The 25580-nt window shown below is 41.2% G+C and carries 19 protein-coding genes and 2 tRNA genes; 12 read left to right on the top strand and 9 right to left on the bottom strand.

The window, feature by feature from the left end; translation table 11 throughout:
* The first annotated feature begins 21 nt into the window (after window positions 1-21).
* The 6 genes from fba (at window position 22) to H5202_RS01525 (ending at window position 6846) form a co-directional block, all read left to right on the top strand.
* Window positions 22-1086, top strand: coding sequence for a class II fructose-bisphosphate aldolase (gene fba / locus H5202_RS01550; RefSeq protein ID WP_182770340.1), 1065 nt, complete (start codon window positions 22-24; stop codon window positions 1084-1086).
* A gap of 195 nt (window positions 1087-1281) precedes the next feature.
* Window positions 1282-2622: an MATE family efflux transporter gene (locus tag H5202_RS01545; protein WP_182770338.1), complete on the top strand. Its 1341-nt coding sequence runs from the start codon at window positions 1282-1284 to the stop codon at window positions 2620-2622.
* A gap of 116 nt (window positions 2623-2738) precedes the next feature.
* Window positions 2739-3479 (top strand): DUF481 domain-containing protein, encoded by a 741-nt coding sequence (locus tag H5202_RS01540; protein WP_182770336.1) that lies wholly within the window; start codon window positions 2739-2741, stop codon window positions 3477-3479.
* Window positions 3480-3987: 508 nt separating this feature from the next.
* Window positions 3988-4734: a hypothetical protein gene (locus H5202_RS01535; RefSeq protein WP_182770335.1), complete on the top strand. Its 747-nt coding sequence runs from the start codon at window positions 3988-3990 to the stop codon at window positions 4732-4734.
* A gap of 16 nt (window positions 4735-4750) precedes the next feature.
* Window positions 4751-5320 (top strand): hypothetical protein, encoded by a 570-nt coding sequence (locus tag H5202_RS01530; protein WP_182770333.1) that lies wholly within the window; start codon window positions 4751-4753, stop codon window positions 5318-5320.
* Window positions 5321-5409: 89 nt separating this feature from the next.
* Window positions 5410-6846, top strand: coding sequence for a hypothetical protein (locus H5202_RS01525; protein WP_182770331.1), 1437 nt, complete (start codon window positions 5410-5412; stop codon window positions 6844-6846).
* 167 nt (window positions 6847-7013) lie between these two features.
* Here H5202_RS01525 and H5202_RS01520 read toward each other — a convergent pair whose 3' ends face one another.
* The 6 genes from H5202_RS01520 to H5202_RS01495 all read right to left on the bottom strand — a co-directional run bounded on the left by H5202_RS01520 (window position 7014) and on the right by H5202_RS01495 (window position 16981).
* Window positions 7014-9275: a PAS domain-containing protein gene (locus tag H5202_RS01520; RefSeq protein WP_182770330.1), complete on the bottom strand. Its 2262-nt coding sequence runs from the start codon at window positions 9273-9275 to the stop codon at window positions 7014-7016.
* Window positions 9276-9365: 90 nt separating this feature from the next.
* Entirely contained in the window at window positions 9366-9998 is a 633-nt protein-coding gene (locus H5202_RS01515) for a TatD family nuclease-associated radical SAM protein (RefSeq protein WP_182770328.1), read from the bottom strand.
* A 145-nt stretch (window positions 9999-10143) separates the two neighbouring features.
* Window positions 10144-13296 (bottom strand): efflux RND transporter permease subunit, encoded by a 3153-nt coding sequence (locus tag H5202_RS01510; protein WP_182770326.1) that lies wholly within the window; start codon window positions 13294-13296, stop codon window positions 10144-10146.
* Window positions 13297-13298: 2 nt separating this feature from the next.
* A complete protein-coding gene (locus H5202_RS01505; protein ID WP_182770324.1) occupies window positions 13299-14498 on the bottom strand; it encodes an efflux RND transporter periplasmic adaptor subunit in 1200 nt (399 codons plus the stop codon).
* 453 nt (window positions 14499-14951) lie between these two features.
* Window positions 14952-16172, bottom strand: a complete 1221-nt coding sequence (srmB, locus tag H5202_RS01500; RefSeq protein WP_182770322.1) for an ATP-dependent RNA helicase SrmB — start codon at window positions 16170-16172, stop codon at window positions 14952-14954.
* Between the two features lie 53 nt (window positions 16173-16225).
* Window positions 16226-16981, bottom strand: coding sequence for a tRNA1(Val) (adenine(37)-N6)-methyltransferase (locus H5202_RS01495; protein WP_182770320.1), 756 nt, complete (start codon window positions 16979-16981; stop codon window positions 16226-16228).
* A gap of 481 nt (window positions 16982-17462) precedes the next feature.
* On the opposite strand from H5202_RS01495, the gene brnQ reads away from it, so the two are divergent.
* The 4 genes from brnQ to recJ all read left to right on the top strand — a co-directional run bounded on the left by brnQ (window position 17463) and on the right by recJ (window position 22502).
* Complete coding sequence (gene brnQ / locus H5202_RS01490) at window positions 17463-18794, top strand: branched-chain amino acid transport system II carrier protein (protein ID WP_182770318.1); 1332 nt, start codon at window positions 17463-17465, stop codon at window positions 18792-18794.
* A gap of 89 nt (window positions 18795-18883) precedes the next feature.
* Window positions 18884-19789 (top strand): site-specific tyrosine recombinase XerD, encoded by a 906-nt coding sequence (gene xerD, locus H5202_RS01485; RefSeq protein ID WP_182770315.1) that lies wholly within the window; start codon window positions 18884-18886, stop codon window positions 19787-19789.
* A 144-nt stretch (window positions 19790-19933) separates the two neighbouring features.
* Entirely contained in the window at window positions 19934-20662 is a 729-nt protein-coding gene (gene dsbC, locus H5202_RS01480; RefSeq protein WP_182770313.1) for a bifunctional protein-disulfide isomerase/oxidoreductase DsbC, read from the top strand.
* A 115-nt stretch (window positions 20663-20777) separates the two neighbouring features.
* Window positions 20778-22502: a single-stranded-DNA-specific exonuclease RecJ gene (gene recJ, locus H5202_RS01475; RefSeq protein ID WP_182770311.1), complete on the top strand. Its 1725-nt coding sequence runs from the start codon at window positions 20778-20780 to the stop codon at window positions 22500-22502.
* Between the two features lie 281 nt (window positions 22503-22783).
* On the opposite strand, the gene H5202_RS01470 is transcribed toward recJ, so the two are convergent.
* The 3 genes from H5202_RS01470 to H5202_RS01460 all read right to left on the bottom strand — a co-directional run bounded on the left by H5202_RS01470 (window position 22784) and on the right by H5202_RS01460 (window position 24094).
* Window positions 22784-22870, bottom strand: a tRNA-Leu gene (locus H5202_RS01470).
* Window positions 22871-22929: 59 nt separating this feature from the next.
* Window positions 22930-23005 (bottom strand) — tRNA-Phe (locus H5202_RS01465).
* Window positions 23006-23332: 327 nt separating this feature from the next.
* Window positions 23333-24094: an outer membrane protein assembly factor BamD gene (locus H5202_RS01460; RefSeq protein WP_182770309.1), complete on the bottom strand. Its 762-nt coding sequence runs from the start codon at window positions 24092-24094 to the stop codon at window positions 23333-23335.
* A 123-nt stretch (window positions 24095-24217) separates the two neighbouring features.
* Here H5202_RS01460 and rluD point away from each other — a divergent pair, with 123 nt between their 5' ends.
* A complete protein-coding gene (gene rluD, locus H5202_RS01455; protein WP_182770307.1) occupies window positions 24218-25192 on the top strand; it encodes a 23S rRNA pseudouridine(1911/1915/1917) synthase RluD in 975 nt (324 codons plus the stop codon).
* Window positions 25192-25580: polyphenol oxidase family protein (locus H5202_RS01450; RefSeq protein WP_182770305.1), on the top strand; the 389-nt coding region annotated here is incomplete at its 3' end. The genes rluD and H5202_RS01450, both read left to right, overlap by 1 nt.

Here is a 25580-nt window from a genome sequence, read left to right as displayed (position 1 = left end):
ACCCTATTAATGGAGAACAAAATGGCTCTTATCTCTCTACGACAACTGCTTGATCATGCTGCAGAGCATGGTTATGGCGTCCCTGCATTTAACGTGAACAACCTTGAACAAATGCGTGCAATTATGCAAGCGGCTGAAGCAACAGACAGCCCTGTGATTGTGCAAGCATCTGCTGGTGCACGTAAATATGCTCGCCCACAGTTTTTAAAATATCTAATGGCTGCCGCACTTGAGCAGTATCCGGATATTCCGGTATGTATTCATCAAGATCACGGTACTGATCCTGACATTTGTCAGCGCTCAATCCAGTTGGGTATGTCATCAGTAATGATGGATGGCTCGTTGATGGCCGATGGTAAAACACCAGCGTCATACGAGTATAACGTTGATGTGACTCGTCGTACCGTGGCTTTTGCTCATGCATGTGGTGTGTCAGTTGAAGGTGAAATTGGTTGTTTAGGCAGTTTAGAAACTGGCCAAGCAGGCGAAGAAGATGGTGTTGGTGCTGTAGGTATTCTAAGCATGGACCAAATGCTAACAACCCCTGAAGAAGCAGCGCGTTTTGTTGCCGATACTCATGTTGATGCATTAGCCATTGCAATTGGTACTAGTCATGGTGCTTATAAGTTTAGTCGTAAGCCTACTGGTGATGTGTTACGTATAGACCGTATTAAAGAAATTCATGCGCGTATCCCTAACACGCATTTAGTGATGCACGGTTCATCTTCTGTACCGCAAGAGTGGCTAAAAATCATCAATCAGTATGGTGGTGAAATTCCAGAAACTTACGGCGTACCATTAGAAGAAATCGTTGAAGGTATTAAGCACGGTGTGCGTAAAGTGAACATTGATACCGATTTACGTTTAGCGTCAACAGGTGCAGTGCGTAAATTCTTAGCTGAACATCCTGCAGAGTTTGACCCTCGTAAATTCTTGAAAGCATCAATGGAAGCAATGGCTGACATTTGTACTACTCGTTATGAAGCATTTGGTTGTGCGGGTATGGGCTCTAAAATTAAGCCTAAGTCACTGCAAGCCATGTATAAAGCTTATCAATCTGGTGAACTTGATCCTAAAATCATGTAAACCAGTTTTAGCGTAAAACAGCAAATCAGCTCATTTTTTGAATGAGCTGATTTTTTTTGTAAATAAATTACGATAAACGTTGTTTTTTTAAACGCTATCTAGCATCATCCTCGCCTTAAAAATTGACGCTAAAACGTCATTATTTACTGATATAACCTTATTCTGTTAGCCATTCTCAATAGTTGAACTCATTCTATGCTTGTTAAGCCAAATGCACCTTTATCATTATTTTCATTAACTTGGCCATTATTCGTCGATTTTGCTCTGCACTTTTTAACCGCCGCAATTAATACCTTTATGATAAGCCATGTGTCGTATCAGGGAGTGGCGGCGTTGTCTGTAGGTAACATGGTGTTTGAGCTAGCGATTACGTTATTTAGTTTCGTTAGTATTGGCGCTAGTGTTGTCATTACCCAGTATTTAGGCGCCAATAATAAAACTGCAGCCAGTGCCGTGGTGTATTCATCTATCGGATTCAATTTCTTAGTTGGCTTGGTCGCAGCGGTAGGTATTTTAACCGGCTCAACCATGATGTTGAATTTAATGAACTTACCAGCCGAGCTTATGGCCGATGGTAAATTGTATTTACAAATTGTCGGTTTATGTTTAATTCCTGAAGCAATGGCCATGTGCTTAGCGGCGGGAATGCGTGCTCATGGTTTTACCCAGCAAGCCATGTGGGTAACATTATCGATGAATGTGATCACCTTTATCGGCAACTTATTATTACTCTATGGTTGGTTTGGTTTGCCACAAATGGGTGTAGCGGGGGTTGCGATTAGTACTGTTGTCGGGCGACTAGTGGGTGTGAGCATTATGATGGTGTTGTTTGTACGGTATACCAAAATACCATTACATATTCCAAGTATTTTACGTCCCGATAAAGCGATGCTTAAAAAGGTATTCCATATTGGTTTACCTGCAGCGGGCGAAAACGTCTCGTGGATGCTGCAATTTATGGTAGTCACTTCATTTGTTGGTTTAATGGGTGATAAAGCCTTAGCGGCGCAGTCATTATATTTTCAAATTTGTATGTTTATCTTATTGTTCGGTCTATCGATAGGTATTGGTAATGAAATTATTATTGGTCATATGGTGGGTGCTAAGCAATTAAAAGCCGCAGAGCATCAAATGTATCGCGCATTAAAGTTAGGTTTGATTGTGACCAGTATTGTGGCTTTATTCGTTGCCATATGGGGACCAAATCTTGTTGGTCTGTTTACTGATGAACAGGACATTATTGTCCTTGTAGGGCAATTATTTGTCCTCACGTTGGTCATGGAGCCCGGTAGAACATTTAACTTAGTGGTCATTAATGCGCTAAGAGCTAGCGGCGATGCCAAGTTTCCGTTTTTTATGGGTTTGTTTTCCATGTGGTGTATTGCAGTACCAGGTGCTTATTATCTCGGGATCCACTTAGAGTATGGTTTATTGGGCATTTGGGCTGCCTTAGCGCTTGATGAATGGGTTAGAGGGTTGGCAATGTTGTGGCGTTGGCGCAGTGGCCGTTGGCAAGCTAAGAGCCTTGTTGCTTAGCGCTTAAGAGTATGACTATTTTTCAATTCTGCGATCAAAGTGTTAGTATGCGTGGGAATTTTAAGCGCATGCCCCTCCATTAGATTTTGTAAATTGTAAATAAAGGACGAAATGACATGAAAAAACTGCTACTTACTGCAGCTATTACACTAACCATGCCATTTGCAGCACATGCTGGAAGTGAGTTTGTTGAAGGCGATGCCACTCTTGCTGGTGAAGCAGAATTAGGTGCGACTTTAACCACAGGTAATACCGATACTTCTTCGTTTAAAGCGCGTCTAGCGTTGAAACAAGAATTAGGTGACTGGGAAAACGAGTATGTGTTTGAAGGATTATACAAAGAAGACACAGAAGAAGTGACTGCAAAGCGCTATTTCCTTGGTGTGCAAGGCGACTATCAAATTAATGATGTGAGCTATTTGTTTGCTAACACTAACTATGAAGTTGATCCATTCACGGGTTACGATTTCACTTCTACGACTTCAGCTGGTTATGGTCACCGTTTTATTGATACCGACAGAATGTCTTTAAAAGCAGAGGCGGGTCCTGGTTATATTTATCAACAACTCGATGAAGAATCAGCACTGGCAGAAGGTTATGATAGCGACGACAGCGTTGTTGCTCACGCGGTGATTGATTTTCAAACCAAAATCAGCGATTCCTCTAAGTTCCAGCAGAAATTTGTTGCCGATTGGGGTAGTAAATTAGATGCGCGCTCTGAAACCTCATTAACTGCAAATATTGTGGGTGCTTTAGCGATGAAATTTGCCGTGATTGTTCGTTATAACAGTGAACCGCTTGATAACAAAGAAAGTACTGACACTGAAACAAACATGACATTACTTTACGCATTTTAAGTTAATAACCTTTAGTTAACTTGAGTGTAAGTAACAGAAAGCTGGCTTTGCCAGCTTTTTTTATAGATAGTTACCAGCAATATTTGTCTGTATGCCAAGAGATACTTACTGATGAGGCACTTTCAATTCGTAGCATGCTCATTCATCAGTTTTGGCATCGCACCATTAACTCGCTTATAAATGTATATCCAATCGCTATTTTCAATCATCTTACTATTACCCCTTTCGATTTCTGTTGTTACCAGCTCAATGACGAGCCCTATTATTAGCCCAGTATTTAAGATGGCATTAACCATTATCATCTTAAATCGGGAGGGATTAATAATGATATAAATTAGCGATTTCTACATTCGTCATCATGCAATTATACCTTGCGCAAATAATCACCATATTCGCGAACTAGTTCACGAATTAGCAATATTATCCACAGGATAGCTGACTTAGCACCCATTCAACTCTCACTTTGAGAGTATACTTTTCAAATCAGTCGATACACTGAGATAGTGTGATGCAAATAGGATGTTGTTGGTTCGACAATACACGACGTTTGTTGGTCGATCAGACCGCTGCAACCCAGTGGCATTTAAATGATCACGAGTATTGGGTTTTGAGCCAGCTAGTACAGCATCGTGGCCAAGTTGTTCCGCTATCTATGCTTGAAACGGTGGCTATTTCAGGCGAATGTCCTCATCAATTATCTCATGCCGAATTACTCGATATTATCGGCAAAATTATCAATTACATGTGTCAGCGCCATACCAATCTCATTGAATATGTACCTGAGCAAGGCGTCATTTTATATACAACTGCAGCCACTAAGCGTACCAAAATATTGGAACTACCTGAACGGCTCTTATCTTTAGGTCAGTATCTGTTTATTATTGTCATTCTACTATGTGTATTATTATTTGTTTACTCTAAGCTTAATCCTCCTGAGTTTGCTCAAGCCGATGTATTGCGGCAAGTGTTAACCCCAGACGGACGTATTGTTGAGTTGTTTGTGTTCGGCAATAATAATCAGCAAGATGCCATATTACATGCGGACTGCTTATCATCGCAATTACGTCTTTGTCATAATATTCGTTGGAATTCCATTCAGGTTGCTTTGTCGGTAAATCAAGATTATATGAGTTTCACATTAACTGATTCCAGTGAAGCGCCCCCACTAGTTAATAGCATCAAAGTCAGTATCGATAATATGAATACGCCATTTATCACTCAGCAATGGCTGCAAAAGGTGCACATTTGTGGCTAGAATAATGAACCGATTAATGCATATTAAAACCCGCCGATTACTACAGTCAAAGCGCGGAAAACTTTTTTTTGTATTAAGTTTCCTGTTCATTATATTCATTGCTACTAGTGTGCTTAATCGAATTGCAAATACCCATAATATTTGGTATTTCAATTGCCATGCCGATGGCTATTTTAGTCAACAAGGAGAATCGTCGTTAACCGTTGATAAAAGCAATTTATGGTTAATGTTAGACATTGAGCACAATCAAGCTCAACTGACTTATAAACTTGATTCCCCAACAGATGCAGATGCCACCGAAATTGCTCAACTATTAGGTAAGGTCAAACATGTTGATATGGGCTCATTTACTTATCACCTCGAATTAACGCTACAACCTACCCATTGGCAACAAAACAGTCGTCTACAACCATATTTACGCAATGAATATGGTATTACGTCCCCTCACTTTATGGAAGGCTCTAGCGTATCTCAGCAGGTTCAGGTGATTGACTTAGATCGTACAATGACTAGAGCAACGTTAAAACTTCTTCCAAGCAATAACATCTGGTCCTGTCAGTTACTATCGGCAAATACTTCCAACTAATTTTGATTGAATAAATTAACTTTTAGCTTAATATTCCCTTTGCGGTATAGTAGTTCAGTGTCAATTTTAAAAGGTGTGTGAAATCTATAGTGGCAAAAGTTAAAGTAAAACAAGAAGAAGCGTTATCAATAAAGTTCAGCCATCAAATGGGCCCTGGTGATCAGCGGGTATTTGATCTGTATTTTTATTTGCCAACAGAAATGGGTATTGGTTCGCATACTTTAGACGAAGAGGATTATTATCACAGTAGTATTCTTGGTCGTCGTTCTTATTATTCTAAAGGTCTGCATTTACCATTAGTTCAGTCCCGCTTCGTCAGTTTAAATAAACGAACTTTAGAAGAGTTTCGCTTATACCTCAATTTATTCGCTTACCAATTTGCTGTTGCCATTGAAACTGATGTTAAAGAGTTACACCAGAAACTTGACCTAAATGAGTTTTATCCTGCTTTAGATGAGCTTTGTGATGTGGTTGCCCAACTATTGAAAAAGTTTCGACGCAATGAACCGAATGATCCTAAGTGGAAATCTTATTTTGAGCATGCCGATAATTACTTGTCCTGGTTTTGTGAGCAGCAATTATTAAAGACATTAGCACGTAGTCCTAGAAGTGCAGATTATAGTGATGTTAAAGAAAAAGTACTCAATTTATGTCGTAACGAGAATCACTACCGCGAACAAGTATGTAAATATAACTCAATGCAAACCCAGCTAGACGCCAACCGTATTTCTAATAAAATGTTGCTATTACGTCGACTTATTCAACAAGGCGTAGTATTAAAAGAAGAATTAAAACCGCTTGGGGTAGGGCTTAAGAAATTTGTTACTGGAGTCGCCACAGGGCTAGTGATGTTGGTGGTATCGGCGTTGATTATAAAAGCCCAAGGTTTCTTTAATGGCTTAACCTTGACCTTATTACTGACATTAGCGGTTATTTATGGTTTCAGGGAAATATTTAAAGAGGATTTTCGTAATGCGATGTGGCGGCTTATCCAACGAGGTCGTCCAAGATGGAGCCGGATTTTACGCGATACCACCACTCAAACCGTGGTGGCCAAGCAGTTAGTTTGGCTCGAATTCATGCGCAGCCAAGATATTCCCAAAACGGTTTCCGATATCATGAGGCAACGCCACAGCCAGAACAAAGTAGACTCGGCAGTACTGCATTATCGTATTGCCACTAAGGTGACAAATAAGCCTTTTGAAGCCGACTATTCGCAAATTCAAGAACAAGTGAATTTCAGTTTAGTGCCTTTTGCCCGCCATTTAGAACGTGGGAAAGCTAAAATATACTCAGAAACCGAAGGTAATATTAGCAATGAATCTGTAGAACGTCGTTATCAAGTCAATTTGGTAGCGGTTTTGCGTGACGGAAAGCAGCAACCTGAATATGCTCGCTTTAAAGTGACCATGAATCGTTCAAGCATTGTTGAAATTACTGAAAGTAAACTGCCTGATAATGTTCAGCCTTTTAGGCTTGAGTCCGAAGAGATCCTTCCTGAAGTGGTGAGTCATCCCAAGCCGTAAACTTAACGCTAGATTGGACCCAATTCCAGTATGTTGATGTTCATCGAGTCGCCTAAATAATGGGTGTTATCCATTGATTAAACAACAGTCCCAATTGAGTATCACCTGACGTTCAACAAGATTGCGTCAGGTTATTTAATCTATCAATGTTAGAGGTTATTGCTAATTTAATTGTTACTTTGCTTGTTACTTTGCTTATTTGTCGGACGAGTAAAGGCTTGGCAAATATTTTGGTCAACAGATTGTTTAGCTCTTTTTAAGGCTATTTCTGCGTTAGCAAGGTATGTATCCAGACTTTGTGGCTGTAAGTAGCTTGCGATACCAATGTTAATTCCTTCACCTAAATTCTTTTCTTCAAGACGTTGAAGCATATTAATCGCATATTGATGGGCTGAGTTTGCATTTGTTTCGGTCAGCAGGATAACAAGCTTTCCGAGCTGCCATTGCGCAATTTGATAATTAAGCGGTAACTCAATCAATAATTGTAGTTCAATGTCTTTTTGGCGTTTTTCAAGCTGGCTCATATTACCCATATTGCTGAAAATGCCTTCAGGGCTAATGTCCATTACCAGTAAACTTGAATGTTCTTTCGTGGGCTCGCTAAGCTTGAAGAAGTAATTCTCAAGTTCATTTAAACGTAATACTATGGCACTTCTATGACCAATGATGTTACTGCTGCTTTGGGCCGACACAGCCGGAGTTGTCTCCTCAAATGTGCAGATAAGGTATTCAATATCACCTTCAAATGTCAACTGACCTGCTAGTGTTGTTTTTAAACAATGCTCATAACGACTGTGGCTAAATGGCATAATTTGCGCAGTCCATTCTCCCTGTAAGCTAATTTGTGCAGTAATATTTTGCCATTGATTTTTCAACTCATCGCCGAGTAATTCGGTGATCGAAATATGGGTGTCTCCATGTAAAGACATCAGGTTATCAAATTGGTTATTACATTTTATTATAAATCCATTGGCATCTGTTAATGCAGTAGCAACCGCTCCGCTGCTCATCAATTGATAGAGATAAGCTTGGCGCTGGCTCTCAAATAATGCGGTAATGTCTTCAAATGTCACTAACCAATAATGTTCATTACTGTTCGGACACTTATTACTACGAATATGTGTTTGTAACATACTACTATTAAGCGTTTCTAAACTGATCTCACCATGCCATTGCTTATGATGAATTAACGCTTCTTTAATTTGGTTGAAGCGATCATCATCAAGATGCAGTACTCGTTGCAAACTGCGGTCTTTGAGTGCGTCAACGGGCAAAGATAGTTCGGCAGCTGCTTTGGCATTAATACTCTGAATTCGGCCACTATCATTAACGATTAAGCAGCTTAATTCACTGTTAAATAAACCGTTGCTCAATTGAACGCTATTTTGCTTTGCGCGTCGCTCAAGTACAAATCGATGTCTTAATATAATCAATAAACTGGCTAACAGTGCGATTAAGCAGCCAGCGATAATAATCACAGTTCGCCATTGTGCATATCGAGTGGCAATGTCGTCATGACGAATATAAGACAATAAAAAATATTCTCTTTTGGTCTCATATTGACTGGTTAGCTCGACTTTTAAATACACGAAAGTGGCATCATGGCTGTGAAATTGGCCAAAGTTATTCATGGCCATCACACGCCACAATTCTGGGTAAGATTGCTTTAAACTTGCGCCAAGTGCGTCTGGCATATTGTCTAGTGGTGCAGGTTGGTTGGCTCCAGCATAGAGGAAGCCTTGAGTATCAAGCATGAGTAATGGTGAGTTTTGATTAAAAAAAGCCGGTTTTATTGTTTCAAGTAATTTAACAATCGAATTGTAAGTGACCAAATAGCCTTTAATACTTTGGTCTGGATTTTCTATCCATGATAACTGATAAAAATAGGGCTCTAATATTCCATCAATAGGCGTAAATGCCATCGGTGAAGTGTAAATGTCGTTGCCGCCCATATTTCTGCCCGAGCCTAATAACGCAGCGGGTAGCTGCATGTTATTGAAACTACCAGTAGTGGCAAATTGGAGTTGTCCTTGAGGGTTAAACAATGCCAGCCCAAGCAGTTCTGGAATATTGTCAGTCAAGGAGTCCCAGTTTTCGATGGTTTTTAATTGCAGCTGTTCTGATGGATTTTGCAGGTATTGTCGCAGTAACTCACCTTTGGCGATAATTTGGGTTCTAAACTGCAAAAATGACACTTTGTCTGACGCTAAAGAGGCTACTGTTTGTAACTCACTATAGCGTTGGTCTGCCCAATCTTCTTGTAGACGACGCTCGCCTAAATTGACCACCATACTAGTGATAATAAACACTGCAATTAATAAAATAATCAATTGGCTTAGCAGCGAAAGAATGTGCTGTTGCGACCAATGAGTCGCCTGCGAAGAAATTAATAACGAGTTTGTAGAACTCACTGCTTTGTGTTTAGACATGGTGCCACTTTTTTAGCATTCTCTTGGTGGCAATACTAGCATGAAGCCAGCTGTGGCGAAAACGTCTAGCTGTGATTAGACGGTATTTGTTTAACCGATGTTATCAAGTTCGCGTTGTTTAAATATGGCACCATTTTGTTGTGCTATATCGCGGCAACGGTCAATGTTGACATTAGCGAGTCCGTTAATTGCACTTACTTGAACGAGAGGAATGTAACGAGGTGCAAGCTCAATAAACTCAAGTAATGCCGTGTATGAATTGGCAAGCTTTGGGCGGCAATGCTGTTGGTAGCTTTCAGGTGTATCGGCGTTAAGCGAAATAGACAAGCTGTCGATGCATTGACTGAGCTCAGGCAAAATATTACGCCGATGGAAATGATTACCTAACCCATCAGTGTTTAGGCGGACCCTACCGCCTTGCGCTTTTATTGCATGAGCAACTTGTAATAAGCAGTCAAGGTTTAAGGTCGGTTCACCAAAACCGCAAAAGACATATTCTTCAACCTCATGCACATCACCTAACAAGGGGAATATGTCCTCTGCGGTAATACGTCGAGTGAGTGATAAGTCATAGTCATGCACTTGCTTGGAGCCATTATGTTTGGGGCAAAACTGACATCTTAAGGTACACCTGGCGGTAATATTGAGATAGCGGTGCTTACCAATATCGTAAACTAACGTTGGTATAGGTGAGGTTGGTATTGATAACGTTGTGTCGGTCATGTCAGGCTGTCTTTCATGGATATTATGAAGGTTATTTTAGCTGAATTTTAATGGTGACTATGTTGCTCAGCTCGCAGATTTTGCTGCAAAAAAAACAGAGCTGACTTAGCTCTGTTTTTTTTGGTAACCATTGAGATTAATTTGCTTAATGGTGCTCGTCAGAGCTGAACTCACTTTCAGGAGGTTTAGGTTGCCACCACCAAATATAAAATCGTCTTAATAGACGTTTTATATCATCAAGAATGATGTACAAAATCGGTACTAAAATTAACGTTACTACGGTAGAGAACAAAATACCGAAAGCTAACGATGTAGCCATTGGGATGACAATTTTAGCCTGTAAGCTTTTCTCCATAATAATCGGCACCAAGCCAACAAAGGTGGTTAGCGAGGTTAAGATAATTGCTCTAAAGCGATAACAACCAGAGTCGATAGCCGATTGCATTAGCGATTTACCTTCTTCACGTGCTCGGTTAACAAAGTCGACTAAAATGAGCGAGTCGTTTACCACTACCCCAGCTAACGCCACAATACCGCATAAGCTCAATACACTCATTGATAAGCCAAGAATGTAATGACCAAACAAGGCGCCAATCATGCCGAACGGGATCACTGACATGATAATGAGCGGTTGAGTGTATGATTTTAATGGAATAGCCATTAAGGCATAAATAGTAAACATGGCAAAAAAGAAGCCCTGCGCTAACCCTAGCATGGCATTTTGTTCATCCAAGCTGCCGCCATCTAATGCTGAAGCCACTTTAGGGAATCGTGCCGTTAATTCAGGTAAAAAATCTTCCTGAATCTCAGCGACCACTTTCGATGGTTCAACATTGTTTTTATTCACATTGGCGGTAATGGTGATAGCTCGTCGACCATCGACACGAGTAATAGACGCATATGACTCGCCCAATTCGATATCTGCCACTGTTGAGAACGGCACCGCCGCGCCAGACGGAGTGCGGATAAGCATGTTTTCAAGATCACCTACAGTACGGCGTTGTTCTAATGGGTAACGCACCATGACTTTGACTTCTTCTTTATTACGTAAAATACGCTGGGCTTCATAACCATAAAAGCCATAACGCACTTGGCGAGCTAAATCAGACAGTGTTAGTCCTTGTGCTTCTGCTTCAGGGCGAATGTTTAAACGAATTTCGTGTGAGCCCGATGAGAAGTTATCGGTAATATCATACACGCCTTCATAAGTGGCCAACTTAGCTTTAAGCACTTTGGCCGCTTCAGACAATTGGCCTAGGTCGGTTGCCGTTAAGCGGAATGATAAATCTCCGCCAGCATCGTTGGTACTGGCATTGATGTTAAGCTTTTTAACTGACAATAACTCGGGCAGCTGTTTACGCCATTCTTCTGCAATTGCGACGCCGTCGACTTCGCGGTCTTCGCCTTTGGTCAGTTCGGTAAACACAAACGCACTGCTGCGAGAACTAAGCTCAATGTAGCTGTGTTTCACCATTGGGTAACCGTATTGTTCTTCAAGTTTGGCGTTCATCTTGTACAACGCATCTTCGACTTGTTGTAGCACTTTTAAGGTGTTTTGTTCAGAGCTGCCTTCTTCCATTTCAAGTTGTACTTGAATAAAATCGGATGGAATATCAGGGAAGAAAACCCAACGCACTTTGCCACTTTGCACTAACGCAATCGACAAAATCAGTACCCCGATAAACACTGCCACCACGCTGTAACGTTGTTTAATGCAACGCTCTAAAAAGTGACGATAGACGTTATGAATGAAATGCTGTAACCATTCGTTGAGGGCAAATTTAAACCGCGATAAAAAATGGGTTGGTGCTCTGCGTTTTTTGATTTTCATGTGAGCTAAATGCGCGGGTAGAATCAGTTTTGATTCAATCAGCGAAAATGCTAAACACAAAATCACCACCATACCGATGGATTTCCAAATAATACCCATGGGCCCGGAGACCATAATCATCGGGATAAAGGCGGCAATGGTAGTGAGTACCCCAAATGTGGCGGGCATTGCTACTTTTTGCACTCCTTTTACGACGTTATCCAACGAGTGTCCGTTTTCCTCTAACTCGGTATAGGCACTTTCGCCGATGACAATAGCATCGTCGACGACTATCCCCAGCACCAGAATAAACGCGAATAAGGTCAGCATGTTAATCGACATGTTAAACGGCTCAAGCGGCATGAGTAACATGGTGCCCAAAAAGCACACCGGTAGGCCCATCATTACCCAAAAAGCGAGTTTAAGGTCTAAGAACAAAGCTAAAATAATAAACACCAACAGGGCGCCATAAAACATGTTCGATAACATCATGTTTAAACGGCCTTGTAGGTAGTGAGTTAAATCACCCCAGGTATCAAGTTGAATATTACTTGGTAAGCTCTTTTTACGTTCGGCAACATAAGCTTTAACTTGCGAAGAAATATCTAACGCATTTTGATCGTCAATACTTGTAATTTCAATCACGGCAGCAGGTTTGCCGTTAAAGCGTGTGTACTCTAAACGCTCTTCAAAATCATCATTAATGGTGGCCACTTGCGGTAGCATAATCCGGCTGCCATCGGCACGGGTTTCTACTACTATTTGGGCAAAATCTTCAGCAGTATAAGCTTGGCCTTTTGTGCGCAGTAGAATGTCACCGTCCTGGGCACGAATAGATCCACCGGGTAAATCAATCGATGAGTTTTGTACTGCTAAAGCGACTTGAGTAAAAGTAATGCCATATTCGCGTAACTTGTCCTCAGACAGTTCAATGCCAATTTCGTAGTCGCGAACGCCGGTGACCTTTGCTCGAGTGACCGCGGGTAAATCGGTAATGTCGTCGCGTATACTCTTCGCCATTTCTTTCATGTCGTGCAAGGTCATGTCGCCATAGACCGACACCCAAATGACATTGTTTTCTGGCTTTATTTGGAAAATATTGGGTTTTTCGATGTTATCTGGAAAGGTCGCAATGGCATCGATACGCAGCTTGGCTTCATCTAAAACTTGCTGTACTTCGTAGCCGTCTTCGACTTCAATCGTCACAGAGCCAACACTATCACTAGCAACAGAAGTGACTTTTTTAATGCCGCTTATGTCTTGAATAGCCTCTTCAATTTTTATATTAATCCCTTCTTCAATTTCTTGTGGCGCAGCACCGGGGTAAGCCACATTGATATTGATGAGGTTTAATTCAAATGTTGGAAATATTTCTTTATTAATCAGTACAGCACTAAACAAACCGCCAATAAGCAAGGCTGCCATCAGTAAGTTGGCGGCGACACTGTTGCGAGCAAACCAGGCGATAATTCCTTTATTAGTATCCATTATTATTCACCTGCAGTCGTAGCGGCTTGGGTGTCAGTATCGACTGGCTCTACCTTGGTTTCTTCACCCAGTACTTTAATAGCCTGTCCCGAGTTCAAGCTGTTAATGCTAGTGGTTGATACGCGTTCATTTGCCTTGAAACTGCCTTGAATATAAATGGTATCAATGTCTGAGCGAATAATGTTCACCTTGCGAATTTCGATAATATTGTCTGCACTCACAACGGCAACCTGACCATTACGCACCACATGGCGAGGTAGTTTTACTACATCATTAACGGTTCGCCCTGTGATAATTGCATTAACAAAACTGCCGTATTTTAAGGGTAATTGACCTTCTGTTTTGTTGTTGCGCAGATAGGGATCATGAATTTCAGCTACGAGGTATACCATGCGAGTTTGTTCATCGATGACGTTTTCGCTGCGCACTATGTTGCCCTGCCAAGAGACTTGTTTTCCCGCCAATAGTGCCGTGAGCGTCACTGCTGTTTCTGGATTATCAACTGACTCTAAATACGCGAGATCTTCATTGGCTAACGGCAATCTGATTTCGGCAATACTGGTGTCGTATAGCTCACCTAAATTTGTGCCTAGAGTGACATACTGGCCTAAGTCGACATTGCGAGCTTTAATGATGCCGTCAAATGGTGCGCGAATAACGGTGCGCGCTAAGTTACGTTGTGCGCGGGCTAATGCGGCTTCGGCATATTTGACGTTAGCTTGCTCTTTTTTCAGCTGTGGAATTCGCAATCCAAGTTCTGGCGGTAAGCCTTTACCAAAGTCTTTAAATTCAATTTTAGCGACTACACCGCGGGCTTTTTCTTCATTTAATGCAGCGGTTGCTTGAGCAACAGTCGCTTCAGCCTGAATAAGGTCCGCTTCGTAATCTGATGGTTCGATAATGGCTAGCTGCTCGCCTTTTTTAACCACACCACCGGCAACAAAATTGGCTGAAATACTTAGCATGCGCCCTTGAACTTCGGTGACTAACTGAGTTTTATATTTAGGATTAACCACGCCATATGAGGGTAAGTTGAGCGATAAGGTTTGCGGCGTGACAGTTTGCACATCAATAATTGGTACACTGATGGCTTCATCTTTTTGCTCGGGTGCTTCTTGGGTGCTAATAAGTGCTAGGGCTAACCCAACAAATACAATAATGATCAAGAGTGGTGACAGTCTTCTTAGTATGATTTTTATCATTTCTTTTGCGTATCCATGCTGAAATAATGCTAAAGACAGTTAACTTCGTTGGCTAACATGTTCATTCGGATTCATTTTATTACTCATTACATCTAAATTAACAGAGTATGACGTTTATCTAAATAGTTTGATGTAAATAAAATGTTTCAAAATTTTGTGTTTTTTATGATTCTACGATTAAAGCTTAATAAACGGGTATTTTTGATATGTTTGAGCAAAGTTGAAATACACTGTTAAATTTTTAATCTATATCAATTAATGGTTTAGAGGGGGTTTTCTTGGTGGGTGTTTTTTGTGCAAAAACTGACATATCTTGACACCTTTTTGCTGTATTAGGGCTAGTTAATGATGATAAATAGACATTAGCGATAAAAAAAGCGAATTACTGAGTAATTCGCTTTAATATTGGTTGGTCAATGTATTTTAGGCGCTAACAAAAAGTTTGTCTAAAAGTTACTTTTTCTTATATTTTTTCGATTTTACTCGTGCATCTTTTGCATTGGCTTTTTTCTTACCTGGGACCTTGGCTTCTTTATGCTTAGGGCGAAGCTCTTCAATCACGCGGCGTTTCAGTGGCAATTCAATGTAGCGTTCAATTTTAGACACAATACGCATATCGTGTGCTTCTACTAGTGATATTGCTGTTCCTTTTGCGCCAGCGCGAGCAGTACGGCCAATTCGATGTACATACGCGTCAGCAGAACGTGGCATGTCAAAGTTAATCACATGAGTAATGTCGTCAACATCGATTCCTCGAGCAGCAACATCTGTCGCCAAAAGCACATTAACTTCACCTTTAGAAAAACGGCCTAAAGCTTGGAAGCGTTTTTTCTGTTCCATATCGCCACGCATAAATGCACATGGAATATTAGCTTTTAGCAATAAGCCTTCAAGGCTGGCGACCATTTCGCGAGTTTTAACAAACACAATGGTGCGGGTAACATTTTCTTGTTGAAGAATATGACACAACAATGCAAATTTATGTGCCTGATTGTCAGCCAAATGCACCCACTGATGGACTTTAGCTTTTTCACTGCGTGGTGCTTCAACATCGACCATTACAGGATCGGTTAATAAGTCGCGAGCAAAACGATTAACTCCATTACCTTCAAGCGTGGCAGAAAACAGCATGTTCTGTTTGCGGCCTTGAGCTTCAATAGCAATTGATTGCACTACGGATGAGAAACCCATATCAAGCATACGGTCAGCTTCATCAATAATTAAAATTTCAACTTCAGTCGCGTCAAATTTATCTTTATCTAGGTATTCCATTAATCGCCCCGGCGTGGCGATCAATAAATCAACATTGTCTGCAAGTGCTTCTTCTTGTGGGCCATATGGCACACCACCAGTAATAATGACGATATTAAGCTCAAGCCCAGTGGCTAAATGGCTTGCATAACGATGAATTTGGCTGGCTAATTCGCGAGTGGGCGTTAGTACCAAAATACGTGCTTGGCCTTCAAAACGACGCGGGAAGTCAATAAGGTGCTGTAAAGCCGGCAGTAAGAAACTGGCCGTCTTACCGGTGCCGGTTGGCGCACGCGCTAAAATATCCCGCTGATCCATGGCCAATGGAATAGTTTGCTGCTGAATAGTGGTAGGGGTGTTGTGTCCCATGGCCTTGAGTGACTCTAATAAGCTAGGGTCGAGCTGGAAATCTTCAAATTGCATGCGCTGGTCTCGCTGAAAAATAGTTGAGTATTATAGCTGACCTAATGAGCAGGCTAAAGCTTTAAGTAGAATGGACGACATAAATCTATCATCGTTTCGCTGTATCGCTCTTGTTTATCGCGGATCGTCATTTGATGATACTCAGTTTCAACAGGAGGATTAGTGAGTGTTTGTGGTTCAGTTGTTGTTGGGGTGTGTTGGATTGCTAATATTGATCTGTTAGCTATCTTTCCCTCAATGCTAATGATATCAAGCTGCTTAGCAACGAATAGGCCATAAGCATTAAGTTGTTGAGTAAAGCTATCTAAACTTTGCCGTGGCAAAATAACACTTGCCGTGCCCTGTGGGTCAAGTAATTTGCTGATCACGTTTTGTAACTCAGCGAAAGACAGAGTGTTGGTGTGTCTTGCATCTGCTCGAGCGCTATTTTTCGCCTGAGTGCCCTGCTCAAAGTAGGGCGGGTTACAAATAATATGGTCGAATAATGGATCATCATTGTTACTGTGCAGTTGTTGAAAGTCTTGAATAGCACCGTGAAATAGTTGCACTGTCTCTGACCAAGGGCTTTGCTGAATATTAAATTGGCAGGCCTTTGCTGCTGCATTGTCTATTTCTACTGCAATAATACTCGTGTGATGTGGACTTCGCTGTGCAGCCATCAGGCTTAACAAGCCACTTCCTGCACCAATATCGAGAATATGGTTTGATTGCGATAATTCAGCCCAAGCGCCGAGTAAAACACCATCAGTACTGACTGCCATACCACATTGTTGATCATCGATATGAAATTGCTTAAACGTAAAAGACATAGATAATTGATTACTCTTTGGGCTGCCTGGACTATTCAAATAAGATCATAGCTGCTTTGATTTTTACTGTCGCGTATTAATTGCCTCAGTCCGGCATAGTTGATTTTTTGTTATAGTAAATTAACTTAAAAATCATAGCGGTGGCGAATATGTACACAAGTTTTGCCATAAATGTTAACTAAATTGTTTTTTTTAATGGTTTAGCGTGCTGATGCTTGAGTATTTAGGTGATATTTGATATTAGTTTGCGCGCTTTTTTACCCATTAAATCGAGTAAATAGTCTAATTAAGGCTGTTTAACAGGGATGCAACGCTGATTGCTGAGCTAACGAGTCATTTTCGTTACTCTCTAAACAAAGTTTACTATTTTTTAAGTGTATTTTTAACTTTACAATTTATTATTCGTTCAGCTCAGCAGTAGCTAATTATGGCGTAATCAATTAGGTTTGTTAAAAAACATAACAATAAAACGAGGCTAGTAGTGCAAACAACTAAAATGAGTGTGACTGATACGCTAGGGTTGGGGTTTATGACCTTTGCGTTTTTTTTAGGTGCGGGTAACTTAATTTTCCCACCTTTTGCTGGCATGCTTGCTGGTGAGAATATGTCTTTTGCGATGTTGGGTTTCTTAATTACCGCAGTGGGTATGCCACTGATAGGCTTAATTGCCGTTGCTAAAGCTAACGGTAAAGTGATGGCGTTATTACCTGCGTTTGCTGCGACAGCATTAGCCATTGCAATTTATATTATCATTGGCCCAGCATTTGCGGCCCCGCGCACTGCGTTGGTAGCGTTCGAAATTGGCGCAAGACCCTTTATTAGTAATCCTGATGCGTTAATGATGCTCGGTGGCAAAGAGTTTAGTATTGCGCAACTTATTTATACTTTAGTGTTTTTCTCCATCGTGATGTTTTTATCTTTATTCCCAGGGAAACTACTCGATAGCGTAGGCAAAATACTGACACCAGTATTAATTTTACTATTGGTGGGGTTAGCCAGTTCAGTGATTATTCTTCCTGGCGCAGAAGTGAACCTTCCCGTAGGTGAGTATATTAATAACCCATTAACTAAAGGAATTATTGAAGGTTATAACACCATGGATACCTTGGCATCATTGATGTTTGGTATGCTCATTATCGATTTATTGCGTAAAAAAGGCGTTAACGATGCCGCCGATCAAACTAAGTATTTAGTTCGTGCAGCATTTATTGCTGCTGGTGGTTTAGCGTTTGTGTACGTTTCGTTGTTTTATCTTGGGGCTTCTGCAGGCGACTTTGCTATTGGGGCAGATAATGGCGGCCAAATTTTAACAAACTATGTGACCCATCATTTTGGCAGTATTGGCACCTTAATGCTGTCCACGGTTGTGACACTTGCTTGCTTAACGACGGCGGTAGGTTTAGTCACCGCTTGTTCTGAATTCTTCAATGAATTAATGCCAAAACTATCGTACAAGTTGCTGGTTATTTTATTAAGTGTGGTATGTGCAACCGTGGCTAACGTTGGTTTATCGCAATTGATTAGTATCAGTATTCCAGTGTTAATGACTATTTACCCGGTTGCTATAGCATTGGTGTTGGTGACTTTTTTGACAGAACGCTTTCCTAGGCCAGCTTTTTCGCATCGAGTAGTACTCAGTGTTGCACTGTTTTTCGGTATTTTTGATGGACTACAGACGGCAGGCATGGACATGAGCTTCCTTGACTTTATGCCGCTGCATGCAGAGGGGATGGCTTGGTTGCTACCTACTGCGTTAACGGCAATTGTGTGTTTGTTTATACCCAAAAATCTGGATCAAAAAGCGGATGCTTAATTGTTAAATAGATCATAATTAACAGAGCAATATAACGACGTTATGATAGATTATCTAACGTCGTTTTTTATTATTTATTGGATACCGCTTTGGCCAAACCTGTTTATCAACCCGATCCTTTAATTAACCAGTTTCTTGATGATTTATGGTCAACTAACGGGCTAAGTGATAATACCTTGGTATCTTATCGTACAGATTTACAAAATGCAGAACGTTACATTTTGACTAAAGGTAAGGATTTGCTGCAAGTTGACCAGGCCTTACTGCGTGACTATCTTGCTGAACGTTTTGATAAGCAATTTGCTAAAAGTAGTACAGCGAGACTTCTCAGTAGTTTACGGCGTTTTTATGCTTACTTATTGGTTAAGCAGAAAATTAGCCAAGACCCGACTGCATTAATCAAGTCACCTAAGCTCGTTCGCCAATTACCGGATACATTGTCTGAAGCGCAAATAGACAATTTGTTATCAGAGCCAAATATTGATGATCCGATCGAGCACCGAGATAAAGCCATGTTAGAGCTTTTGTATGCCACAGGGCTACGGGTAACTGAATTAGTAAGTTTAACGATGGAGCAGATTAGTTTGCGCCAAGGTTTAGTGAGGGTGATGGGTAAAGGAGGCAAAGAGCGTTTGGTCCCTTTAGGTGAACTGGCCATTACAGCTGTTGAGCAGTACATCAAGTTTGCACGTGCTGAGTTATTAAATATGAAACAGTCTGATGTATTGTTTCCCTCTCGTCGTGGACAAATGATGACCAGACAAACCTTTTGGCATCGAATTAAATTGTATGCTGCTAGAGCGGGAATTCAGTGTCATTTATCACCACACACGTTACGCCATGCTTTTGCTACCCATTTACTTAACCATGGCGCTGATTTACGTGTGGTACAATTGTTACTCGGTCACAGTGATTTATCGACCACTCAAATTTATACACATGTTGCTAAAGTACGCTTACAGCAACTACATAGCCAACATCATCCACGCGGTTAGCTTAGCGGGTTGTGTATCCGTGTGGGTTTCAAATCCTTACATTTTAGATAATGAGTATTTGTTGCGTTAGCGAAATTAAATCTGTAAGTTTTGCTTACGAAGTCGGGTCTATTGATTATGAACCCGTGTAATATAGGAATTACTATGAAGTTAACTAAAGCATTAGCCCTTGTTGCCAGCCTTATTATTGCCCCTATTGTGTCCGCGGCATCTGCGACCGATGTATCCAATGAATCAGCGTTAAAGCAAAAGCTCACTGAAACCTTGGGTGTCAACGTGATACTCATTCAGCAATCTCCAATAGATGGTTTATATCAAGCACTAACAGACCGCGGAGTCCTCTACGTCACCAAAGATGGCGCAAAGCTTTTTCATGGCAATCTGTATGACATGGATAAAGGCATGAAAAACTTAACTGAGGCTGCTTTAGCTGGACCTCGTATAGCGTTACTTAAGCCGTTTGAAGATGAGATGTTGGTTTACAAAGCCAAAAACGAAAAGCATGTGGTCACAATATTTACCGACGTAGATTGTGGTTATTGCCGTAAGCTGCATAATCAAATGCAAGGCTATAATGATTTAGGTATTACGATTCGTTATTTAGCTTATCCTCGTGCGGGCATTCCATCTGCTAATGCAGACGAGATGCAAGCGGTATGGTGTGCTAAAGATCCTTTAAAAGCGATGACAGAAGCTAAAAATGGTGGCAATGTTAAAGCGGCGAGTTGTGATATTGATATTGCAGCGCAGTATAAGTTAGGTATGTCGTTTGGTGTTAACGGAACACCAGCTTTGATTTTAGAAAATGGTGTGATGGTACCCGGTTATCAAGCTCCGGCAGACTTATTACGTACGATTGAATCAAACCTATAAATTAGACCGATAAATCAAAGTCGTAAAGCGTGTGCTAAAAACGTAAAATCAAGGTGAGCTTAGGCTCACCTTTTTGTTATGCTCATTTCTCTAATTGCCCGTTTAAGGTTGCCTTTTGTCTCATAAAATAGTCCGTCGCCCTCAGGTTGATGATAGTCATTTACCTGCTACTTTACCGCCATTATTAAAACAGCTCTATGCTCGCCGTGGCGTCAATGAAGATAACTGCGATTTAGTGCTAAGTAAGTTATTACGCCCAGATACCATGAAAGGGCTTGCAGAAGCCGCCGTGATTATTGCGGATGCTATTGCTGCCCAACAATCAATTCTGATAGTTGGGGATTTTGATGCAGATGGTGCGACGTCGACTAGTGTGTGTATGCTGGCGCTTAAAATGATGGGGGCTAAGCATGTTGATTACCTTATTCCTAATCGGTTTGATTATGGTTATGGCTTAAGCCCTGAAATTGTAGCGGTGGCTTTTACTAAAAATGCAGATGTACTCATTACTGTTGATAATGGCATCTCGTCAATTGAAGGGGTGGCAGCAGCAAAGTTGCTGGGAATGACCGTTGTCGTTACAGATCATCATTTACCTGGCAGTACTTTGCCCAATGCTGATGTTATTGTTAATCCAAATCAGCCAGGTTGTCAGTTTGCCAGTAAGTCTATTGCCGGTGTTGGGGTAGCGTTTTATCTGATGTCTGCTTTACGTGCGCAATTAAGGCAGCGTAATTGGTATCAGGAACAGCAAATCACTGAGCCTAATCTGGGCACATTGCTTGATATTGTGGCTTTAGGTACTGTCGCTGATGTTGTGTCGCTAGACACTAATAACCGTATTTTAGTCAATGCTGGTTTGCAGCGGGTTAGAAGTGGCCGCTGTCGGGTTGGCATTACAGCATTGCTTGAGGTGGCGAAACGGAGTCCTGAAAAGATTGTTGCCGCTGATTTTGGTTTTGCAGTCGGGCCTCGGCTAAATGCTGCTGGCCGTTTAGATGAAATGGCATTAGGAGTTGAAACCTTACTGTGTGAAGACATCATGTTAGCGAGAAGAATGGCAGCCGAATTGGATGGGTTAAACCAAGAGCGCCGTGAGCTTGAAACGGGTATGCAGCAAGAGGCATTAAAAAGTTTATCGAAAGTGTCTCTTAATGAAGCAGACTTACCGTGGGGCATTGCCATTTTTCAGGATGATTGGCATCAAGGTGTTATTGGTATTTTGGCTTCACGGATTAAGGATCGTTATCATCGTCCGGTTATTGCTTTTGCCGATGCTGGTGATGGTGTCATAAAAGGTTCTGCACGGTCGATTAAAGGTCTGCATATGCGAGATTTACTCGAACGCATTAATGGCCGCTATCCTGGAATGATAACTAAGTTTGGTGGTCATGCTATGGCGGCGGGGTTATCGTTAAAAGCAGATGTTTTTGAGCAGTTTAAACAAGCTTACGATGATGCGGTAAGAGAAGTATTGGATTATGAGCAACTGACGGGAGAATTACTCTCTGATGGTGAGTTGTCGAGCCAGTTAATGACGCTTGATACTGCCTTTTTATTACGAAATGCCGGGCCGTGGGGGCAGTCGTTTGAAGAACCATTGTTCGATGGGGTATTCAAGGTAGTCCAACAGCGTATCGTTGGTGAAAAACACTTAAAATTATTACTTGAGACTGAATGCGGTAGCATAATGTTAGACGGCATTGCTTTTAATATCGATTTAGCCATATGGCCTGACGCAACCATTAAACATGCTCGGGTGGTCTATAAGCTTGATGTGAATGAGTTTAGAGGCAATCAAACTGTGCAATTAATGGTGGATTATATTGAGCCAATGTAATCGCTATTTTATGTAGTGGCGGATTTTATGGCTAGTTGGCTGACTTACATGCAAATAAAGTGTTTGATCGAGTGTCACTAGATATCGATATTTTAGCGTTAACGCCCAGCTGAACTTTATTGCCAATTAACTGATTGTGATGCTGCTGTGAGGCGATTATTTTATATGCCATCTGAGTCGCTAAGTATTGTATAACCTTAACATTCGTCATAATGTCCAGGTAACAGAAACAAAAAGGCCTCGCATAGCGAGGCCTTTTTGTTAAAATGTATAAAGTTATTTGGTACAGGTGAGAGGACTTGAACCTCCACGCCCTTACGAGCATCAGCACCTGAAGCTGACGTGTCTACCAATTCCACCACACCTGCAAAACATGTATCGCGAAATAACTTTATTTTATTAGTCGCTATCGCCACCAATGTAAATATGGTGCCCGAACCCGGAATCGAACCAGGGACACGAGGATTTTCAATCCTCTGCTCTACCGACTGAGCTATTCGGGCGACGGACGCAATTTAAAGGATTTTGCCCCACTGAGTCAACCTGTTTTTAATATTTATATCAAAATTCGATTCGTTTGGATGTATTTTGGGCGTATCGAATGTTATTCAGCCGAAGTGGCATAGTTAATAAATACTTAATTTCTATGAAGGTTGCTACTGTAAATAGTGTTATGGTGCCGTCTTACTTGTATGGTAACCATAACAAGTAAAAAATATAGAATAATGGCGTTTCAAATTGCCAATGTTGATAAACCAGGTATAAAAAAACGCTCCGAGGAGCGTTTAATGCGAAACATTAGTTAACTGTCGATAAGTCTTAAATAATGACTAGTTAGATAATATCTCATTAGTTGGATAGTTTACTTTCATCACAGTTTTAACGTGTTGCTGTAATTCTTCCTGACCTAACTCGCCATATGCCTCAACCATAATTTCTAACGCGCGTTCAGTTGAAGGTGTTCCTGGGAACTTCTCCATAACTGATTGAGCACGAACAGCAGCTGCACTCCATGCGTTCATTTTGATATAATATTCTGCAACTTGAATTGAATATTTAGCCAAACGGTTCTTTAAGAACTGCATACGTTGTTGTGCATCAGCAGAATACTTGCTATTTGGATACGATTTAATCAATCGATCAAAATCTTTAAATGCATCTTGGGCATTTTTGGGATCACGATCGGTACGATCAATATTCATTAAATCGTGAAATAAGTAATTATCTGCCTGCATATTAGTTAAACCACGCATATAATAGACGTAATCTATATTAGGATGCGTTGGATTGAGGCGTAAAAAGCGATCAATATTGGCAATTCCTGATGCAGCATCATCCATTTTGTAATACGCAAAAATCAAGTCTAATTGAACTTGAGTTTTGTGCGGACCAAATGGAAAACGAGAGTCCAATGCTTCAAGTGAACGAACGGCTTTAGAGTAATTACCTAATTCCATTGACGTTCTTGCTTGAGAGTACAGGACATCAGGTGATGCTTTACTGGCAACATCATCGTCTTCTGGACTGCTACTACAGGCTGTTATAGCCAGTGAAAGTAATACTAGGGCGGCACTTTTGGCAATTTTATACATACTTGAATTCAATTCTTTTTAAGTTGTTGTTAAGAATTTTTCCATTTCACGGTAAAATAGAAAACATCCGATTGTAACAGATAGCACATTCACTTTGGACCCCTAAACTGGGGTACGGTTCCTATGACACAAGAGATTAATCTAAAAAGCGAGATAACAGCAATACAAACCGGTCTGAGATTAGACCAAGCATTAGCTGGTTTGTTCCCTGACTACTCGCGCACACGCATCAAGGAATGGATCCTATCTGGTGCAATTACTGTTGACGGTATCACAGTCGACAAGCCACGGGAAAAGGTTTTCGAGTCTCAGTTGATAGAAGTTGAGGCAACACTTGAAGAAGAAGTGAGTGCTAAAGCACAAAATATTGACCTTAACATTGTTTATGAAGACGATCATATTTTAGTGGTGAACAAGCCTGCGGGTTTAGTTGTACATCCCGGTGCGGGTAATGCCGACGGCACATTGATGAATGCACTATTGCATCATTGCCCTAATATTGAGCATGTTCCAAGAGCGGGTATTGTCCATCGATTAGACAAAGATACAACAGGGCTAATGGTTGTCGCTAAAACGGTTGAAGCACAAACGCATTTGGTTGCCGCATTACAGGCGCGTGATATTGTTCGCGAGTATGAAGCGATTGTATTAGGCACTATGACAGCGGGTGGCACGGTTGATGAACCTATTGAACGTCATGCAACAAGACGAACTCAAATGGCCGTTATCCATGGTGGTCGTCCATCGGTGACTCATTATCGCGTAGCTGAAAAGTTCCGCGCTCATACGCGTTTACGTTTGCGTTTGGAATCAGGTCGTACTCACCAAATTCGTGTTCATATGGCATATATTGGCCATGAGTTAGTTGGTGATCCTGTTTATGGTGGTCGTCCTCGTCCACCTAAATCTGCAAGCCCAGAGTTTTTTGAATTACTCAAAAACTTTAAGCGCCAGGCTTTACATGCAGTGCGTTTAGAACTTGCTCATCCATTCACCTGTGAAATCATGACTTGGCATGCGCCGATCCCTGATGACATGGTTGAGCTGACAAAAGCACTGCGGGTCGATACAGAGCTTAATCCAATAGTGTATTTATAATGCTTGAGCACGATTGGCCAATACCAGCTAACGTTGCCATCGCGATGACAAATCGTGATGGTGGTGTCAGTATTAGCCCGTTTGATAGTTTAAATTTAGGGCTACATGTCGGTGATAAGCCTCAAGATGTATTCGCTAATCGTGCAATATTAACTCAGCAATTATCGTTACCTGCCGAGCCAACCTGGCTTGAGCAAGTTCATGGTACTAATGTTGTAGATTTAACAACATTGATGACGGGTAACGCTGTAGCATTAGCCGATGGTAGTTACAGTAATCAGTTTGGACATGTATGTACGGTAATGACAGCCGATTGCTTACCAATATTATTGTGTAATCAACAAGGTACTGAAGTTGCCGCAGTCCATGCTGGATGGCGTGGTTTATG

Source organism: Shewanella sp. SG41-4 (assembly GCF_014164505.1).
Lineage (GTDB): Bacteria > Pseudomonadota > Gammaproteobacteria > Enterobacterales > Shewanellaceae > Shewanella.
This window is presented reverse-complemented; position numbering and strand designations above follow the sequence as displayed.

Coding starts and splice junctions, on each gene's coding strand:
- H5202_RS01530 (WP_182770333.1), top strand. CDS start 4,751: ATGCATATTAAAACCCGCCGATTACTACAGTCAAAGCGCGGAAAACTT.
- fba (WP_182770340.1), top strand. CDS start 22: ATGGCTCTTATCTCTCTACGACAACTGCTTGATCATGCTGCAGAGCAT.
- srmB (WP_182770322.1), bottom strand. CDS start 16,172: ATGCAATTTGAAGATTTCCAGCTCGACCCTAGCTTATTAGAGTCACTC.
- dsbC (WP_182770313.1), top strand. CDS start 19,934: ATGAAGTTAACTAAAGCATTAGCCCTTGTTGCCAGCCTTATTATTGCC.
- H5202_RS01540 (WP_182770336.1), top strand. CDS start 2,739: ATGAAAAAACTGCTACTTACTGCAGCTATTACACTAACCATGCCATTT.
- H5202_RS01520 (WP_182770330.1), bottom strand. CDS start 9,275: ATGTCTAAACACAAAGCAGTGAGTTCTACAAACTCGTTATTAATTTCT.
- H5202_RS01545 (WP_182770338.1), top strand. CDS start 1,282: ATGCTTGTTAAGCCAAATGCACCTTTATCATTATTTTCATTAACTTGG.
- H5202_RS01535 (WP_182770335.1), top strand. CDS start 3,988: ATGCAAATAGGATGTTGTTGGTTCGACAATACACGACGTTTGTTGGTC.
- H5202_RS01505 (WP_182770324.1), bottom strand. CDS start 14,498: ATGATAAAAATCATACTAAGAAGACTGTCACCACTCTTGATCATTATT.
- rluD (WP_182770307.1), top strand. CDS start 24,218: ATGACACAAGAGATTAATCTAAAAAGCGAGATAACAGCAATACAAACC.
- H5202_RS01460 (WP_182770309.1), bottom strand. CDS start 24,094: ATGTATAAAATTGCCAAAAGTGCCGCCCTAGTATTACTTTCACTGGCT.
- H5202_RS01515 (WP_182770328.1), bottom strand. CDS start 9,998: ATGACCGACACAACGTTATCAATACCAACCTCACCTATACCAACGTTA.
- H5202_RS01495 (WP_182770320.1), bottom strand. CDS start 16,981: ATGTCTTTTACGTTTAAGCAATTTCATATCGATGATCAACAATGTGGT.
- H5202_RS01510 (WP_182770326.1), bottom strand. CDS start 13,296: ATGGATACTAATAAAGGAATTATCGCCTGGTTTGCTCGCAACAGTGTC.